Origin of the sequence: Quadrisphaera granulorum (assembly GCF_003149145.1) — a bacterium.
GTDB classification, from domain to species: Bacteria; Actinomycetota; Actinomycetes; order Actinomycetales; family Quadrisphaeraceae; genus Quadrisphaera; species Quadrisphaera granulorum.
This window is the reverse complement of sequence record NZ_QGDQ01000033.1, coordinates 14,098-31,352: the sequence shown is the minus strand read 5'-3', so window position 1 is coordinate 31,352 and position 17,255 is coordinate 14,098. Positions and strand designations below refer to the sequence as shown.

The following is a 17,255-nucleotide window of genomic DNA, read 5'->3' as shown; positions in this document are numbered from 1 at the left end:
CGCTGATCGCGGCGGTGCTCACGCCGACCGATCCTACGGAGCCCCCTCCACCCCCTCCGTGATCATGGGCCTCCGCCACCCCACGGCAGTGAGTTCCTGCGGCGTTGCTGCATGGGGCGACCGTCACGACTGACCGAGGTCACCTTCGGCACTGACCGTGGTCACCTTCGGCAACCAGGCCCAGGGCGAACACCTCCGCAACTCACCGTGGTCACCTCCGGAGCTGACCTCGGTCAGTGGCGGCGATCACCTCGTCGATCCAGAGGGAGATGGCGCGAACTCGCGTGAACGGCTCTGGCCGGGGGGCCGTCTCGGAGCAGGAGACTCCGAGTGGGCCACCGCGACGCATCTCGTCGATCAAGGACGTCAGCGCCACAACGCCGTGGGCTGCGATCTGACCATGACCGATCACGCAGATCTTGGCGATCGATCGACAGCGCCCGCACGTGAGGCCGATCGATCGCCAAGATCAGCACCTTGATGCGGTGACATGTGCCCAGATCACGCCGCGTTGTGGCGCGCACTTCCTTGATCGCCGCCGGTTGAGGCCACGAGCTCTGCGGCCGGACCGGCACATTCACGCGTGCTCGTCAGCGAGGTGTCCAACCGTCCATGATCACGCTGCGATGCGTGCACAGAGTCCATGATCACGGCCAAGAGTGTGCACAACGTCCATGATCACGGACGGGGGTTAGTGGAGCGCAAGGAGACGCAGGACGACGTCGGCGACCTGGCGCGCAGACCGGCCGTCCGTAGGAACCACGTGATCGGCGACCTCGGCGTAGTGCTTCTCACGCGACGACATCACCTGGCGCCAACGCTCCTCAGCACCACCGGCGAGCATCGGACGGGTGCTGGTGTCACCCAGCCGCGAGCGCACGTGCTCCCACGTGGTCGTCAGCAGCACCACGGGTGAGCGCAGCGCGACGAGGTCGGCGCGCGTGTCGGCGTCGAGCACGGACCCGCCGCCCAGGGACAGCACACCGGAGTGGCCGTCGAGGGCATCGACGACGGCGGCGCGCTCCAGCGCACGGAACGCGGCTTCGCCGTCCTCGGCGAACACCGTGGCGACGGGACGACCGGCCACGGCCTCGACGTCGGCGTCGGTGTCGCGCAGGACGACGCCGAGATCACGCGCGAGCAACGCTCCGACCGCCGACTTGCCGGCCCCCATCGGGCCGACGAGCACGACCCGAGGGGCCACGGTCACGCGCCGTTAGCGCTGGCAGGGCTGTCAGGGTTGTCAGCGCTGTCGATGTGGGTGCGCATGAGCTCCGGGATCGACTCCAGGTAGGCGCGCACGTTGCGGGCCGTCTCCGGCACCGAGTCACCGCCGAACTTCTCCAGCAGCGCATCCGCCAGGACCAGCGCGACCATCGCCTCGGCGACGACGCCCGCGGCGGGCACCGCGCACACGTCGGACCGCTGGTGGTGGGCCTGGGTGACCTCACCGGTGGCGACGTCGACGGTGGCCAGCGCCCGCGGCACGGTGGCGATGGGCTTCATCGCGGCGCGTACGCGCAGCACCTCGCCGGTGGTCATGCCGCCCTCAGTACCGCCCGCGCGGGCGGTGCGGCGGCGCAGCACGCCGTCGGGGCCGGGCTCGATCTCGTCATGGGCGGCCGAGCCGCGACGGCGGGCGGTCTCGAAGCCGTCACCGACCTCGACGCCCTTGATGGCCTGGATGCCCATGAGCGCCTGCGCGAGGCGACCGTCGATGCGGCGGTCCCAGTGGGTGTGGCTGCCCAGGCCCGGCGGCACGCCGTAGGCCAGCACCTCGACGACGCCGCCGAGGGTGTCGCCCTCCTTGTGGCAGGCGTCGACCTCCTCGACCATGCGCACGCTCGTGGCCGGGTGGTGGCAGCGCAGCGGGTCGGCGTCGAGGGCGGCGACGTCGTCGGGGTGCGGCAACGGGGATCCCTCCGGCACCGCCACCGGCCCGAGGGAGACCGTGTGCGAGACCAGCCGGATGCCCGCGGCCTGCTCGAGGAAGGCCGCGGCGACGGCGCCGAGCGCCACCCGGGTGGCGGTCTCCCGGGCGCTGGCGCGCTCCAGCACGGGGCGCGCCTCGTCGAAGCCGTGCTTCTGCATGCCGACGAGGTCGGCGTGGCCCGGGCGCGGACGCGTCAGCGCCGCGTTGCGGCCCGTGGACTTGAGCAGGGACGGGTCCACCGGGTCGGCAGACATCACCGTGGACCACTTGGGCCACTCGGTGTTGCCGATGGTCAGCGCGAACGGACCGCCCTGCGTCACGCCGTGGCGCAGGCCACCGAGCACGGTGACCTCGTCTTGCTCGAACGCCATGCGCGCGCCTCGGCCGTAGCCGAGGCGTCGCCGAGCGAGAGCGGCGACGAGGACGTCGGTGGTGACGGAGACCCCCGAGGGCAAGCCCTCGAGCACTCCGACGAGGGCGGGGCCGTGAGACTCCCCCGCAGTCAGCCAGCGCAGCACGCGGCCGATCCTCCCACGTAGCTCAAAGTGGCCCCGTCCAGCTCGGAGCGGCTCAGGTGTGGGCAGTTCAGGAGAGCGTGACGGGGGTTCCCATCCGCAGCGTGTAGGTGGTGGCCCCGCCGAGCAGGTCGACGGTCTGCCCGTCCTGACTGTCGACCACGACGAGCCACGACAGCGGCGGGGTGGACCCGAGCGTCTGACCGGCCGAGGCGTTGGTGGTCGAACGGGCGCCGCCCTGGACCACGTCGAAGGTGTGGACGCGGGTCGTGGTGTCGGTGCCGGTCCACTGGACCGTCGTCGGAGACGAGGAGGTCGCCGTCGACGTCGAGGTGGGAGTCGACGTCGGGGTGTCCGTCGCCGTGGAGGTGGGGGTGGACGTCGCCGTGGGCGTCGGGGTTGCTGTTGCCGTGGGGGTCTGGGTCGGCGTCTGGGTCGGCGTGGACGTTGCCGTGGGGGTCGAGCTGGACGACGACGGCGCCGGCGTGAACGTCGGGGCGTATCCCGCCGACTGGTCAGTGGAGGGCCATCCGGAAACCGACCCCGAGCCGCTGCCAGGGTTGGTGCTGCCGAACTCCCAGGAGCCGGAAGAGCCGGAGGTGGCGCTGGTCGACGGAGACATCGTCGAGGTGGCGGCCGACGTCAGTGCGCCGCCGTCGACAAGCGGGACGAACGCATTGCGCGCGGCCACGCTGATCCCCGCGCCGGGTGCCGAGGTGGCCCCGGAGCTCGGCGTGCTGGTGGCTCCGGGAGCCGAACCGGCCACAGCCTGCGAGGCGGGGGCGACGAGCTCGGTACCGGGGGTGCTCCCGAGGAGCACCGCTCCGGCGACGGCCCCGGCGACGGTGGCCAGGCCTCCGACGAGCAGTGGGGTGCGCTTCTGGGTGGCCCAGGTGCGGACGCGTCCGATCAGCGGGGCCTCCGTCGCCGCAGGAGCGGCTGCGGGCGCGGCGGGCGCCGGAACGCGTGCGCCACTGCTCTGCGCGGGCGGCACCGCGAACGGCGACGCCGGCTGGGACTGCGCGGAATCTCCGCCGGTCCCACCGCCGAAGGGCGATCCGAACGGCGAGCCGAAGGGGGATTCAGACATGGGGCCCTCCTCAGGCCGTCGTAGCGGGGGCGGGCGACGGCGAGGGGATCGCCGAGGCGGTGGGGGCCTGGGACGACGGCAGCACGAACGCCGTCATCCCGATGGTCGTCGAGAGGTCACCGGCCTGGGTGGCGGGCTTACCGGGTGAGGCCGGCGCTGCCTGCTCGACGGTGGCGGAGATGGTGGTCACGAGCACCGAGCGAGACAGGTCCTGCACCTGGTCGAGGAAGGCCTGGACCTCGGCGAAGGATCCGACCACCTGCACTGTGACGGGCATCTGCACCACGTCGGCGAGACCTGCCACGGCGGCGCTCGACGTGGTCGGTGCGGTCTGCTCTGACGCACCCGCCGTGGGCTCGGTCGCGGTGGATGCGGCCGTGGCGGGGACGGCGGCCGCGGCAGGGCGCTGCGCCGGGGCAGCCGGCGTCACGGACACCAGGGCGACGCCGGCCGCGGTAGCGGCAGCGTCGATCTGGCGGCTGAAGGGCGAGAGGTCCAGCGTTGCGGGCAGGGCCTGGCGCAGCGATGCGAGCTCCGCCTTGCTCGCCGGGAGCTGCGCGCTCTGCTCGACGAGGACCTTGAGCTTCTGCGCCTCCAGGACGTTGGTGTTCACCACCGACTGCTGCTGGGCGTTCAGGTCAGCGACCTGGTCCCGCTGGGGGCTGATGAGCAGCAACCACGCGGCGGCCACGAGCAGGACGGCCAGCAGCGAGGTGCCGGCGACCCAGGTGCGGGGGGTGTTGGCCAGCACGTCAGCCAGCCTCCTTCTCGAAGCGGTGGGACAGCGCGTCCGGCGTCACGCCGACCGTCGAGGAGAACGAGACGACGGGGGTGCTGCCGAGGGTTGTCTGCTGCGCCGTGCTGTAGCGGGCGTCGGCGAGGCCCGGCAGGGCCGTCAGGCCGTCCAGCCACGCCGCGACGCCGTCCTGGGAGGTGGCGTAGCCGTTGACGCTGATGGTGGCGATGGCCGGTTCCGCGAGGGGATCCGCACCGGCTGCGGCGCTGCCGTCAGCGGTGGCGGTGTCGGCGAGGGTCAGCGAGATGTCGGTCAGCCACACACCCGCGGGAGCAGAGCCGTTGACCGCGGTGAGCAGGTTGCTCCACCTCACGTCGCCGGCCATGACCTGCGACTGCACGCCCTGCAGGCGCTTGGTCTCGTTCTGGGTGGCCGTGACGTCAGCGAACTGCGCCTGCTGCTGCTGCAGGCTGGTGGTGCGTGCCTGCTCGGCCGCCAGGCGGTCGGCGGCGTCCCGTCCGTCGAGAAGGGCACCGGCGTAGACGCACCCGAGGACGACGAAGACGGCGGCGAGTCCGCCCCCGAGAGCGCGCTGCGTGCGCAGCAGGCTCCGCGCCGCCAGGACCTCCTGCGGCAGCAGGTTGACCCGCGCCGGGCGCATACCCGGGCCGGTGAAGCCCTGCTCGGGGAGCTCGACGGTGTCGTCGGCCAGGGGCAGCACCTCGGTGGGGGCGGTCACGAGGCCACCGCCAGCGCGAGGCCGATGGCAACGACGGAGGGGTCGTCGCCGGAGCCGGCGACGTCGTCGTCCTGAGCGCCCTCTCCCGAACGGAAGCGGACCGTGCTGCCGAAGCGCACGGGGAGGTCGACCACGGCCTCGAGGTAGTCCGCGGTTCCAGGGAACTGGCTGCCGCCGCCGGTGAGCACCACGGAGGTCACGGGGAAGCGGGAGTTGGTGCTGGCGTGGTAGTCGAGGGAGCTGCGGACCTCGTCCATGAGCTGGCCGAGGCCGGCCGCGATGACCTGCTCGTTCCCGATGGCATCGGTGTCGTCGAGGCCGGCGCTGAGCTTGCGGAGCTCGGCTTCCTCCTCGGTGGTGCCCTCGGCGCGGGCCAGGGCGGCCGTGATGTCGCTGCCACCCGCCTGCAGGATGCGCACGAGGTGGGGCACGCCACCGGTGTGGATGGTGAGCGTCGTGATGCGGCCGCCGATGTCGACCACCATCTCCGTGGGGCCCTGCTCGTGCCAGCGACTGCCGACGGCGCGCATCACGGCGAACGGCACGAGGTCGACCGAGCCGACGCGCAGGCCCGCGGCTTCGACGGCGTGCACGTTGCGCAGCACGTCCTCGCGGGGAGCGGCGACGAGCAGACCACGCTGCACCACCGCGCCGGACGGCGAGTTCAGGCGCTCCAGCAGGTGGAAGTCGAGCACGGCCTCGTCGACGGGGATGGAGAGGACGTCGGCCACCTGGAAAGGCAGCGCCTGGGCAAGGTCGGCCTCGGGGAGGTCGGGCAGGTCGATCTGGCGGACCATGACGCGGCGGTTGGCCATTCCGAGCTGGACCGTGCGGCTGGAGAAGCGGCCGGTCTTCCACAGCTGCTTGACGGCAGCGGTGACGGCGGCGGCGTCCTGAACCACCCCGTCGACGACGGCGCCCTCCGGCAGCTCGACCTGCGCCTCGCGGCGCAGCACTGCTCCGCCGGATCCGAAGGACAGCTCGGCCGCGCGCAGGGCCGCGCTGCCGATGTCCAGGCCGATGCCCTTGGCTCTCACGACTCCCCTTCCGTCACCACACTGCGGTGCCCCCGCAGGGGTCTCGTGGTGCTCATCGGACGGGTAGAGCGAGGTCTGAGCCGTTCGGAGGACGGTTCAGCCGTTCGCCGGGGCTACTGGGGCGTCACCGAGGCCCGTGGCGCGGGGGCTCAGAGCCCGGCGAGGTCCAGGTACGCCCCCACGAGGGCGTCTCCGGCCAGGAGCGCGGCGAAGGCGCCGGCGAGCATGAACGGGCCGAAAGGAAGAGCGGTGCTCCGTCCCGCGCGGCCGGCCAGCACCATCGGCAGCGCCACGAGCCCCCCGAGGAGGAACGCGAGGAAGCCGCCGACGGCGAGCTCACCCCACCCGAGCCACCCCAGATGCAGGCCCAGCAACCCGGCGAGCTTGACGTCTCCCAGGCCCATCCCGTCGGGCCTGGCCAGGTGCAGCGCCAGGTAGATCCCTCCGAGGACGACGGCGCCGAGCAGCGCGCCGAGCAGCGCCGACGGACGGTGGTCCGCGAGGGCCGCCACGGTGAGCAGCACCGCCGAGACCGGGTAGGACGGCAGCACGATGGCGTCCGGGAGGCGGTGTACGTCGAGGTCGATGAGCGCCAGCGCCACCGAGATCGCCGTCAGGTACAGCCAGGCCGGCAGCGACCAGTCGAGCCCGACCACCGCGGTGACCACCGCGAACGCGACCGCCGTGCCCGCCTCGACCAGCGGGTACCGCGCGCTGATGCGAGCGCGGCAGTCACGGCACCGCCCGCGCAGCAGCAACCAGCTGAGCACCGGGACGTTGTCGCGGGCACGCACCCGGTGGTCGCAGACCGGGCACGCGCTGGGCGGGAACGCCACGGACTGGCCGCGGGGCACCCGGTGGACGACGACGTTGAGGAACGACCCGACGAGCAGGCCCAGGAGCGCTGCGCTGGTGACGAGCAGCGGCTCAGGAGCCACGAACGACCTCGTGAACGCTGCTCACGCTGGCCTGGCTGGCGTCCGGTGGGGCGTTCCACTTCTGCGCGGACGTGCCGCTGCACGGCTCGACCACGATGACGTTGCCAAGCCTGTTGGGTTCGTCCAACGGGCCGTATCCCATGCACCGTCCGTAGGTGTCGATGAAGGTGTAGCTCGCGCCGTAGTTCCCGGGCACTTCACCGGTGCGCTTCCAGAGCTGGGTGGGGTCTGTCCCCTTGGGAGCGCACCTGTCGAAGTAGGGCTTGGCGGGCTGGCTCTGGTTCGAGGGCACCGTGGTCAGGCACATCGTCTGGTTGTATGTGGACGAAGAGCTATTGCCGTCCAGCGCCGTCACCTGGTCGGTTGCGTTTTCCTGGTAGGTGATGGCTTGATTCCAGGCAACGCCTGTTCTGCCACTCGGGTCCTGCTTGCACGGATAGAGGAACTCGTACCGGTACCCCATCGACAGATAGGCGATGTCGAAGCAGCGGCCGAACTGCGCGTAGTTAACGATCTGGTTGGTCGCCTTGCCTGCTGCGCCGGCCCCGAAAGCCGCTGCGGGGGCCCAAGCACCCCAGGCATCGCCAGTGCCCCAGCAGTTTGTTCCATACTTCAGCAGCTTGCCCGCGAGGGCGTTGTTGTCGGTGGTGTCGGCTATTAAGCAGTGGCCTTCATCGCGAGTGTTGTCGGCCTTCTGGCCCCACAGGACGGTGCCGTCCTTGTAGCTGTACAGCTGGTCGACACGGCTCGCGTCGCACTTGCGCAGTGTCACCGTCACCGTCTGCTCCACCGCTCCCGTCAGGCAGAGCGCGGTGGATCCCTTGACCGTGGTGCTGCTCAGGCGGATGCGGTAGTCCGTGTCCCACTGGAAGAGCTGGGAGGGCTCGGTCGCGCTGCACTGAGCGATCGGGGTGTAGGTCAGGGTGCTTCCTTCGGTGAAGCCGCTCGCCGTGATGCACCAGCCCTGACCGACAGGCATCATCAGGCCGCCTAGGCGGTTTTCGTTGGTGAGCTTGAAGGCGTAGGTCGCCTTGAGCTGCCGGTCACCCGCCGACGTCGCTGGCCCAGGAACGCCGTCGCTCAATCCCTTCGACGCGAGGACGGCGATCTTGGGCGTGTTGCCGCTGCCCGAAGCCACGGGACAGTCAATTCGTGTGCTGCTGGACGAGGTGGGATCGCCGGTCCAGTAGGTGATGGCGACGTAGTACGACAGCGTCGGTGAAGCGTTACTCACCGCACCGGAGACCTCGCAGGGCAGCTTGGTCGGCGAGCCGTAGATCTTGCCGGTCACATCCGGCGAGCCCGCCGCCGTGCGGATCTGGCTCAGCGCAGCATCAAGACCCGCTTCTGCCGCCGAAACCGTCGAGGCGCGCTTCTGCATGAACATTGCAGGGGCGGTCTGCTGGATGACCGACATCGAGATGATGACCCCGAGGCTCGCCACGACCAGCATGAGCATGATGACGAGCAGCAGGGCCGCGCCCTCGTCCGAACCATGCTCGCCCTCACCGTCGATGTGACGGCGCAGACGATGGCGCAGGGGGTCTACCAGACGCTTCACGATGCTGCTCCAGGGCGATTCGGAGACGGGACAACGGCCGAGATGGCTCCCCCGCTACGGACGATGCGGCGTCGGGCCATCACGAGCGGTTGGCCGTCGGGTTGCAAACCGGCTTGTCGGTGCTGCTCTGGTACCCCGGAGAGGCCAACGAGGTGTTCCGCGCGACGAAGGCTGCGGAAAGGGCTGAGGCGCCGTCGCCACGGGCGGTCACCGCGAGGTTGACCTTGAGCTGCTGATGCGGCAGGGCCGCTGTCGGTGCCAGCGTCGTGAACGGCGAGGCGGTGGAACTCCTGAGGGCCGTGGTCAGCACGGTGCTCCAGCTCCCCGCGCTCGGCGAGCCGCTCTCCAGCCAGCTGCGGGTCTGCAGCACGCCGGTCGACGAGACGTAGCGCCACTGGTAGCAGCGCTCGCCGCCGCCCGCAGTGATGCCGCGGTACTCCACCCACGACGTGTCCCCCACCGTGCCGGGCAGGTTTATGGCGTCGGCGTAGCGCACCTGCTGGTCGAGGGTGGTGAAGACCTCCCAGACGTCAGTCTGGGAACTGGCCGCGCCTTGGACCCGCACGGTGCTGCGTGAGATGCCCATGATCCCCGTCATGACCACGGCGAGGACGGTCGCGAACAGGCTCATGGCCACAACGAGCTCGACGAGCGTTGCCCCCGACTCGCCCTGTGGCTCCCTATGGAGCGCGCGGCTCGCCTGACCAGCCGTCACGGGCCGCTGGCGCCAACGTTCGGCCATCACGGCTTCACCGTGACGGTGACCGTCGCCACGTTCGAGACAACACCGCTAGAGGTCGTGAACTTGTACTGGAAGGTGTATGTGCCCGTCCAACCCGGGTTGGGTTGGAACGTGACAGTGCCCGCAGCATCGTTTGCTGTAAGGGTGGGATTGCTGTGCCCCGGGGTCTGCATAGTGGTGATGTCGTTGCCCTTGGGAGACGCTCCCGTGTCGTTGCCCAACACATCGATGATTTGTGTGTTCCCCTTGGTCCCCGCGAGAGGATTGTCGTTCACCGCGACCGCCGGGTCGTTGACGTTCCAGGTCAGGTCCGCGTTGGGGTCGATGAGCGTGGTGACGACGTAAGAGCAGGTGGCCGTGGCGCACGCCGAGGCAGCCACCGGCGTCCAGGTGACCTGGACGAACGCGCGCACCATCCGCACGTACCCGGTGGCCGGCGAGGTCGGCATCGTCCCGACGCCCTGGCACGGCGTGTTCGCCGCGCTCGTCGAGGAGCTGGCTCGGTCGCACAGGCCGATGAAGGTCTTCACGGCGTAATCGGTCTTGCCGACCCTCGGCGTCGAGCTGAGGGGAAGCACAGCAGCGGAACTGCCCCGCGTCGTCGCAGCGGGGTCTGACGCCTGCCAGGTCTGCGACAGGTTGGGCAGGCCCGCGCTACTCCACTGCTCGGCGACGTCCACAGCGTTGCGACCGGCGGCGAGCCCCGTGGGCAGAAGCTTCCCGTCGGTCTGGACCACGGCATTGGGCACGACGGCGCGGACCTGCTCCATCGCCTGGTTCGCGACGGCCACGGCTCCCTGCCGCTGCTGGAGCGCAGCGGTGTTGCTGATGCCGCTCATGCTGAAGCGCAGGGCAGCGGTGGCGACGATCACCAGGAGCACGAGGGCAACGACGACCTCGATCAGCGTGAACCCGGCCTCGCGTTCGGGGCGGGGCTCGCGCTGCGCGGCGCGCTGCCTGCGGAAGACGTCCATGGTGTCCTCTCCATCGGCAGTCTCGGCAGGGCCTTGAGGGCTGGTCACGGAACGCGCACCAAACGCACGAAGGGCCCGGACTCGAGTCGAGTCCGGGCCCTTCTGAGGCTGGGCGGATCAGGCGCAGGTGCCCTCGCGAGCCCCGGCGGCGCCGGCCTTAAGCCCGCCGGTTGCGCTGTCGTACTGGAACACCACGCTGTCAGAGATCGCCGTGCCCTTGGTGTTGTAGCCGATGACGCAGAACGCGGTGGCGGTGGCCGGCGCGGCGTTGAGCTTCACCTTGATGACGTTGCCGCCGGAGGTCTTCACGTCAGGAACGACCGCGCTGGAGTCCTGGAAGGATGCCGTGCCCGAGTAGGTCTGCGCGTCAACGTAGGCGGTCTGCATCTCCTGCGCCACGGCGGTGATGTCCGACTTGATAGAGGTGTCGACGGCCTTCTTGCGCTGGTTCAGGAAGACCGGCACCGCGATCGCGGCCAGGATGCCGATGATGATCATGACGACGAGGAGCTCGACGAGCGTGAAGCCGGCGTCCTTCTCCTCCGTGGACTTGCGGATCCGAGCGAGCACGGTGCTCCCCTTCTGTCGATCATCGGAGCCCCCGTAGTCCGGAGGCTTCACCACCTAGTCATCGACCCTTGGATGCCTCGCTTGACCCCCTGCGGCGCCGGTCACCCGTCTGGTCCTCCCCTGAACGGACGAGTGCCCGGACCGCCGCAGCGACCCGGGCACCCGGAAGACTCCACACGTCACTGGATGACGTTGAACACCGAGAAGATCGGCATATAGAGAGCAACGATCATGCCGCCGACCACGGCACCGAGGCCGGTGATCATGAGCGGCTCAATCAGCGACGTGAGCGCATCGGTGGTGGCTTCCACCTGCTCGTCGTAGAATTCGCTGATCTTCTCGAGCATGGCGTCGAGCGCGCCGGTGTCCTCACCGACGGCCATCATCTGCGCCACCATCGGCGGGATCACCGAGTGCCCCAGGAGCGGTCCGGTGAGGGAGCCGCCGTTGCGGACACTGTCCTGGCAGTCGTGCAGAGCCTTGGACACGACGACGTTGCCCGTGGTGCCCGCGACGATCTCGAGAGCGTGGATGACCGGCACACCGGAGCGAACCATCGTGCCGAGGTTGCGGGCCATGCGACTGATGGCGATCTTGGCCGTCAGCTTGCCGAACACGGGCACCTTGAGCTTGATCGGGTCGACGACGTTGCGCACGTCGTCGCGGTGCTTGACGCGCCCCCAGACCACAGCACCCACCACGGCCAGCACGAGCAGCACAGGACCGAACAGCCGCAGTCCGTGCGAGAGCGTCACCAGCAGCTGCGTCGGCCCCGGCAGCGGGGCACCCAGCTGCGAGAACATCGTCGCGAAGACGGGCACGATGAAGATGAGCATCGCCAGCACCGCGAGGATGGCGATGCAGAAGACCACCACGGGGTAGGTCATGGCGCTGCGCACCTTGGCCTTGAGCTTGGCCTCGGCCTCGAAGTTCTCGGCGATCTGTCGCAGCGACTGATCGAGGAAACCTCCCGCCTCACCCGCGCGCGTCATGTTCACCATGAGCGGCGGGAAGACGCGCGGGTACCGAGCCAGAGCCGAGGAGAGCGAACCACCCTCCTCGACAGCGGTGCGGACCTCAGCGAGGACCTTGGCCAGCGCCTTGTTCTCGGTCTGGTCCGCCAGGATGCTCAGCGCCCGCATCAGGGGCAGCCCCGAACTCACCATCGTGGCGAACTGCCGCGCCATGATGGCGAGGTCGGTGGTCTTGACACTGTTGCCGAACGGCAGCGTGATCTCCCGCTGCAGACCTTGACCCGCCAGCTTCACGGACAGCGGCGCCTGGCCCGACGCGCGCAGCTTGGCGATCAGCGCCGCCTCGCTGCGCGCCTCCATCTTCCCGACCTTCTTGCGGCCGGAGGCGTCGCGGACGACGTACTCGAACGACTGCGTGCCGGTGCCCGACTGCCCGGACGAGACGGAGCTGGGCCCCTTGGTGGCGGCCTTGCCGACGGTCTTGGCCGCAGGCCTGGCCTTGGTCGGGGCCTTGGCGAGGCTCTTGGTGGGTGCGGCCATGGTCAGGCCCTCCCTGCGAGGCGCTCGAAGTCCTCGGGGTGGTGGCAGCGCGAGCGCGCCTCCGCGTACGTCACGCGACCGGTGCGGACGAGGTTGGCGAGGTGCTGGTCCAGGGAGTGCATGCCCTGCTGGGCCCCGGCCTGCATCATCGAGTAGATCTGGTGGGTCTTGCCCTCGCGGATGAGGTTGCGGATCGCGGGGGTGGCCACGAGCACCTCGGTGGCAGCAGCGCGGCCGCGGCCGTCCGCCGTCTTGCACAGCGTCTGGCAGACGACGCCCTGCAGCGCACCGGCCAGCTGCGTGCGGATCTGCGCGTGCTGGTCGGAGGGGAAGACGTCGATGATCCTGTCGATGGTCTGGGCGGCGTCCTGCGTGTGCAAGGTCGCGAACACGAGGTGACCGGTCTCGGCGGCGGTCAGCGCCACGGAGATCGTCTCCAGGTCCCGGAGCTCACCGACGAGGATGATGTCCGGGTCCTGCCGCAGCACGTGCTTGAGCGCCGCCGCGAACGAGCGGGTGTCCTCCCCCACCTCGCGCTGGTTGACGATCGCGCGCTGGTGCTTGTGGAGGAACTCGATGGGGTCTTCGACGGTCATGATGTGGTCGGCGCGGGTGCGGTTGGCCTGGTCGATGATCGCGGCGAGCGTCGTCGACTTGCCCGAACCCGTCGGACCGGTGACGAGCACGAGCCCCCTCGGCAGGTTCGCGAAGCTCGACAGCACCGGCGGCATGCCGAGCGACTCCAGCGACTTCACCTCGGTGGGAATGACGCGGAACACTGCCCCGACCGACTCCCGCTGGCGGTACAGGTTGACGCGGAAACGGCCGTAGCCCGGCACCGGCAGGGCGAAGTCGAGCTCCATCTCCTCCTCGAACCGCTGCCGCTGCTTGAGGGTCAGGACGGCGAACAGCGAGCGCTTCAGTGGCTCCGGCTTGAGCACGGGGAAGCCCTCCAGGGGCTCCAACTCACCGTGCACGCGGGCCATCGGCGGAGCGCCGACCGTGAGGTGCAGGTCGGAGGCACCGCGAGCGGCCAGGGCCCGCAGCACCGCAGGGACGTCGACCATCTCCTCGTCCGGCGCAGCCCCCGCGCCGACCCCCGGGCGCGCGCCCATGGGCGGCAGCGGAGCCGTCGGAGCGGGCGGGGCGCCGGGCACCGTCGGAGGCGACGCCTGCGCCGGGACCGACGCAGGGCGCGCTCCCGGGGGCGCCAGCAGCGGCCCCTCGTGGTCACCCGTCCCGTAGCTGCTCACCGCTGGTCCTCCCGAGGTGCACGCCGGCACGAGGGCCTCGCGCCCTCTCCAGGTGGCCTTCGGCAGGTGCACGCACCCGCTTGAGTGATAGGGCGCGCTCTACCAGGTGGACTCGGCCAGCGCCGCGGTGACGCGGACCCGGAGGGCTTCCGCGTCGTCCTCCGTCACAGCTCCCCCGGACAGGACGGCGAGGTCCTGACGCGGGTCCTGCTCGTCCGGCAGCGCGGCGAGACGGTCGGCGACCTCGACGGCGGTGCGCAGGCAGGCCAGCCACGGCGTCAGTGGCTGGGTGTCGCTGGGGTGCGCCGCATCGTGGACGGCATCGATGGGGTCGACGACGTCGACGGCGTCCTCGGCGTCGAGCTGGCGCAGCGCCTCCCCCAGCTCCGGGGGGAAGCCGAAGGAGTCGACGGCCTCCGCGGACAGCTCGCTGTGCCGAACGCCGTACCGCGCGAGCTCGGCGCGCGCGAGAGCAGCACGGCCGCCGCGGCGCACGTCGTCGTCGTCGAGAAGGGCCGCATAACTTGCAGCGTCCGTCTGCCACAGCACCGCCTGGCCGAGCGCTGACAGCAGGCCCAGGCAGAACGCCTCGCCCCCGGGCAGCCCGAACGTGCCGGACAGTTCCCCGCTGGCCGTGGCGGTCAGCCGGCAGCGCGACCAGAACGCCTCGGGTACGCCCTCACCGCCCTCCAGGCCGGCGGCCGCGGCAGCGGCGAACGCGCGCACGGTGTCGGCACCGACGGTCGTCACGGCGAAGGCGACCGTGCGGACCCGCCCGGACAGCCCGTACGCGGCGCTGTTGGCGAGGGCGACGACGCGGGCGGCCAGCGCGACGTCGGCGCCCAGCACGTGCGCCAGCTCCCGCGCGCCCACGGACGGGTCGGCCGCGAGGGCCACGACGCGGGCCGCGACCGGACGGCGAGCACCGAGGTGACCGACAGCGGCGAACAGCTCCTCGCGCGAAGGCGCCGGCAGCCCAGCGTGCAACTCAGACGGCGACACGGAGCACCTCCCCCACCGTTGTGTGGCCGTCGAGCACCTTGGCGAGCCCGTCCTGCAGCAGCGGCACCATGCCCCGCTCCCGCGCCAGCGCGCCGATCTGACCGCTCGGCGCACGCTGCACGGCGAGGCGCTCGACGTCCTCGTCCACGGCCATTACCTCGTGCAGGGCCAGCCGCCCGCGGTACCCGGTGCGGGCACACGCGGCGCACCCCACCGGGCGGTGGAGCACCACGGGCTCCCCCTCGGGCAGGTGCGGCCACGGCAGGCCGCTGCCCCAGACCTCCTCACCGGCGGCGCGGTAGGGCTCCTTGCACCGGTCGCACAGACGGCGCGCCAACCGCTGCGCCACCACACACGCCAGCGCCGAGCCCACGAGGTAGGGCTCCACGCCCATCTCCACCAGGCGGGTCACCGCCGAGGGCGCGTCGTTGGTGTGCAACGTCGACAGCACGAGGTGACCCGTGAGCGAGGCCTCGACGGCGATCGTCGCGGTCTCGGCGTCGCGGATCTCCCCGAGCAGGACGACGTCGGGGTCGGAACGCAGGATCGATCGGAGCGCCCTGGCGAACGTCATGCCCGTGCGCGGGTTGATCTGCACCTGGTTGAGGCCCGGGAGGCGGTACTCCACCGGGTCCTCGACGGTGATGACGTTGAGCTCCGGGCGGCTGACGGCGTTGAGCGTCGCGTACAGCGTGGTCGACTTGCCGGAGCCCGTCGGGCCCGTGACCAGCACCATCCCGTAGGGACGGCGGTAGGCCGCCTCGTAGCGGCGCCGGTTCGCGTCACCGAACGCCAACTGGGCCAGGTCCAGGCGCACCGTCGACTCGTCGAGCACGCGCAGGACGAGCTTCTCGCCCCACACCGTCGGCAGGGTCGCCAGGCGCAGCCCGACCTCCCGCCCACCGGCCATCACCGTAAGGCGGCCATCCTGTGGGACGCGACGGTCGGCGATGTCCAGGTCGGCCATGACCTTGAGCCGCGAGACCAGGCTTGCGTGCACCGACGGCGACAGCTCCAGCACGTCGTGCAGCACCCCGTCGATGCGGTAGCGGACGCGCGTGCGGTCCTCCCCCGGGTCGATGTGCACGTCGCTGGCACGGTCGGCCACCGCGCGCGCCACCATCGAGTCGACGAAGCGCACCACGGGAGACTCGCTGGCCGCATCACCCTCGAACAGCGACTCCGCCCCACGTCCGCCCGGGGCCTGGGCAGCGGAGGTCTGCGCGGCGACCTGGTCGGTGAGCAGGTCGAGGTCGGCGTCGTCGCGGCAGTGCCTGTCGATGGCAGCCAGGACGTCGGCCCGCAGGGCCTGCGCCACCTGCACCTCGGCACCGGCGAGGGCCCGCACGTCGTCGAGGGCGACGACGTCGCCGGGGTCGGCCATGACCACGAGCAGACGCCCGCCGGCCAGAGCGATGGGCAGCACGGCGTGCCGGCGGCACAGGGCGACGGGCAGGCGCAGCACGGCCGCCGGATCGACGGGGGTGACCGACAGGTCGAGCACGGGCACCTCGCGCCCGCGCGCACCCCGGGTCCCGTCTGCGTGCAGCATCCACACCTCCGGCCGGCAGCCGTCAGCCGCCGTCAACGTCGCCCGCACCGTCAGCAGCGACGGCAGGAACGTCGACAGGTCGGCGCCGGCGGTTGACCCGGCGCGCTCGGATGGTGGGCCGTCCGGAGGACAGTGCCGCCCGGCCGGCTCAGCGGATCGGCGTGTCAGCGGGCAGTGCAGGTCAACGGGCAGGGCGGGTCAGCGGGTGACGAGCTGGTCCGTGCGCGCGTCGACCACGGCCATCGCCGCCTCTCCGGCGGCCCGCATCACCTCGAGCGGCGCGGAGCGTCCCGTCATGAGCTGCACCTGCCGCTCCGCCTGGTGGACGAGCATGGAGAACCCGCCCACGGCGTCTCCCCCGGTCGCCGCCCAGGCCTGCGCCAGCGCGGTCGGCCAGGGGGCATAGACGACGTCGAGCAGAGCTCCCGCCGGCGGTCGGCCGCCCAGGGCACGGGAGAGGGCTCCGGCGACGGCGTCCGCGGCACCGGCGGGCGCTGTCGAGACCGCCGCGTCGCACCCCGCCAGTACGCGGGCCACCTCGAGGGGATCGCCCCAGGGACGGAGCGCCACCCGCACCCCGAGCCGCTCGCCGACCTCCAGCAGGGGCCACGCGCGCTCCACGGAGCGCACGACGACGACGGGCTCGGTGACGCCCAGCTTCGCGAGCGCTGCCACGGCGGAGGCGGCCGTCGCGCCGCCGCCGAGCACCACCGCCGTCGTCGCCCGGTCCAGGCCCACCTCGGCGAGCGCCGCGATGATGCCGTGCACGTCGGTGTTCACGCCCCGCCACGCGACGGGGCTGTCAGGCATGGATCCGGAGACGGGCTTCTCGACGGGCACCAGGGTGTTGACGGAGCCCACCGCCAGCGCCAGGTCGGACGCACTGGCCAGCAGCGGGATCACCGCCTGCTTGAGCGGCATGGTGAGGGAGACGCCCGCCCAGCCGGCGTCGAGCTCGGCGAAGGCCGCGGGCAGCGCCGCCGTGTCAACCTCGCGACGGTCGTACGTCCAGTCCAGCCCGAGCGCCGAGTAGGCAGCCCGGTGCAGGGCGGGCGACAGGGAGTGGGCAATCGGTGAGCCCCAGACGGCAGCCTTCACG

16 protein-coding genes are annotated in these 17,255 nt (G+C 71.2%); all 16 read right to left on the bottom strand.

Annotated features, from left to right (window positions below; all coding sequences use genetic code 11):
- Positions 1-691: 691 nt before the first annotated feature.
- Positions 692-1,204 (bottom strand): shikimate kinase, encoded by a 513-nt coding sequence (locus BXY45_RS19480; protein WP_211319759.1) that lies wholly within the window; start codon positions 1,202-1,204, stop codon positions 692-694.
- A gap of 2 nt (positions 1,205-1,206) precedes the next feature.
- Positions 1,207-2,451, bottom strand: coding sequence for a chorismate synthase (aroC, locus tag BXY45_RS19475; protein ID WP_109776191.1), 1,245 nt, complete (start codon positions 2,449-2,451; stop codon positions 1,207-1,209).
- Positions 2,452-2,518: 67 nt separating this feature from the next.
- A complete protein-coding gene (locus tag BXY45_RS23540) occupies positions 2,519-3,538 on the bottom strand; it encodes a hypothetical protein (protein WP_170131626.1) in 1,020 nt (339 codons plus the stop codon).
- Between the two features lie 10 nt (positions 3,539-3,548).
- Positions 3,549-4,289, bottom strand: coding sequence for a type 4a pilus biogenesis protein PilO (gene pilO / locus BXY45_RS23535; RefSeq protein WP_170131625.1), 741 nt, complete (start codon positions 4,287-4,289; stop codon positions 3,549-3,551).
- Between the two features lies 1 nt (position 4,290).
- A complete protein-coding gene (locus tag BXY45_RS19465) occupies positions 4,291-5,013 on the bottom strand; it encodes a PilN domain-containing protein (protein ID WP_109776189.1) in 723 nt (240 codons plus the stop codon).
- Positions 5,010-6,050 (bottom strand): type IV pilus assembly protein PilM, encoded by a 1,041-nt coding sequence (pilM, locus tag BXY45_RS19460; RefSeq protein ID WP_109776188.1) that lies wholly within the window; start codon positions 6,048-6,050, stop codon positions 5,010-5,012. Before pilM ends, BXY45_RS19465 begins: the two co-directional genes overlap by 4 nt.
- Positions 6,051-6,199: 149 nt before the next feature.
- A complete protein-coding gene (locus BXY45_RS19455) occupies positions 6,200-6,988 on the bottom strand; it encodes a prepilin peptidase (RefSeq protein WP_109776187.1) in 789 nt (262 codons plus the stop codon).
- Positions 6,978-8,549: an RICIN domain-containing protein gene (locus BXY45_RS19450; RefSeq protein WP_109776186.1), complete on the bottom strand. Its 1,572-nt coding sequence runs from the start codon at positions 8,547-8,549 to the stop codon at positions 6,978-6,980. The genes BXY45_RS19455 and BXY45_RS19450 overlap by 11 nt, the downstream gene beginning before the upstream one ends.
- Positions 8,550-8,628: 79 nt before the next feature.
- Entirely contained in the window at positions 8,629-9,180 is a 552-nt protein-coding gene (locus BXY45_RS19445; protein ID WP_146211284.1) for a hypothetical protein, read from the bottom strand.
- A gap of 110 nt (positions 9,181-9,290) precedes the next feature.
- A complete protein-coding gene (locus BXY45_RS19440) occupies positions 9,291-10,265 on the bottom strand; it encodes an Ig-like domain-containing protein (RefSeq protein ID WP_109776184.1) in 975 nt (324 codons plus the stop codon).
- A gap of 117 nt (positions 10,266-10,382) precedes the next feature.
- Positions 10,383-10,835, bottom strand: coding sequence for a type II secretion system protein (locus BXY45_RS19435; RefSeq protein ID WP_109776218.1), 453 nt, complete (start codon positions 10,833-10,835; stop codon positions 10,383-10,385).
- 179 nt (positions 10,836-11,014) lie between these two features.
- On the bottom strand, positions 11,015-12,349 hold the full coding sequence (locus tag BXY45_RS19430) for a type II secretion system F family protein (protein ID WP_109776183.1): 1,335 nt from the start codon (positions 12,347-12,349) through the stop codon (positions 11,015-11,017).
- A gap of 2 nt (positions 12,350-12,351) precedes the next feature.
- A complete protein-coding gene (locus BXY45_RS19425; RefSeq protein ID WP_281270628.1) occupies positions 12,352-13,602 on the bottom strand; it encodes a type IV pilus twitching motility protein PilT in 1,251 nt (416 codons plus the stop codon).
- A gap of 99 nt (positions 13,603-13,701) precedes the next feature.
- Entirely contained in the window at positions 13,702-14,604 is a 903-nt protein-coding gene (locus tag BXY45_RS19420) for an HDOD domain-containing protein (protein WP_109776182.1), read from the bottom strand.
- A complete protein-coding gene (locus BXY45_RS19415; protein WP_109776216.1) occupies positions 14,591-16,156 on the bottom strand; it encodes a GspE/PulE family protein in 1,566 nt (521 codons plus the stop codon). The genes BXY45_RS19420 and BXY45_RS19415 overlap by 14 nt, the downstream gene beginning before the upstream one ends.
- Positions 16,157-16,354: 198 nt before the next feature.
- A complete protein-coding gene (locus BXY45_RS19410) occupies positions 16,355-17,254 on the bottom strand; it encodes a shikimate dehydrogenase (RefSeq protein ID WP_109776181.1) in 900 nt (299 codons plus the stop codon).
- Position 17,255 lies beyond the last annotated feature (1 nt).

Excerpts from the sequence above, each read along its gene's own strand:
- BXY45_RS19415 (WP_109776216.1), bottom strand. The coding sequence starts at position 16,156 with ATGCTGCACGCAGACGGGACCCGGGGTGCGCGCGGGCGCGAGGTGCCC.
- BXY45_RS19440 (WP_109776184.1), bottom strand. The coding sequence starts at position 10,265 with ATGGACGTCTTCCGCAGGCAGCGCGCCGCGCAGCGCGAGCCCCGCCCC.
- BXY45_RS19430 (WP_109776183.1), bottom strand. The coding sequence starts at position 12,349 with ATGGCCGCACCCACCAAGAGCCTCGCCAAGGCCCCGACCAAGGCCAGG.
- BXY45_RS23540 (WP_170131626.1), bottom strand. The coding sequence starts at position 3,538 with ATGTCTGAATCCCCCTTCGGCTCGCCGTTCGGATCGCCCTTCGGCGGT.
- BXY45_RS19445 (WP_146211284.1), bottom strand. The coding sequence starts at position 9,180 with ATGAGCCTGTTCGCGACCGTCCTCGCCGTGGTCATGACGGGGATCATG.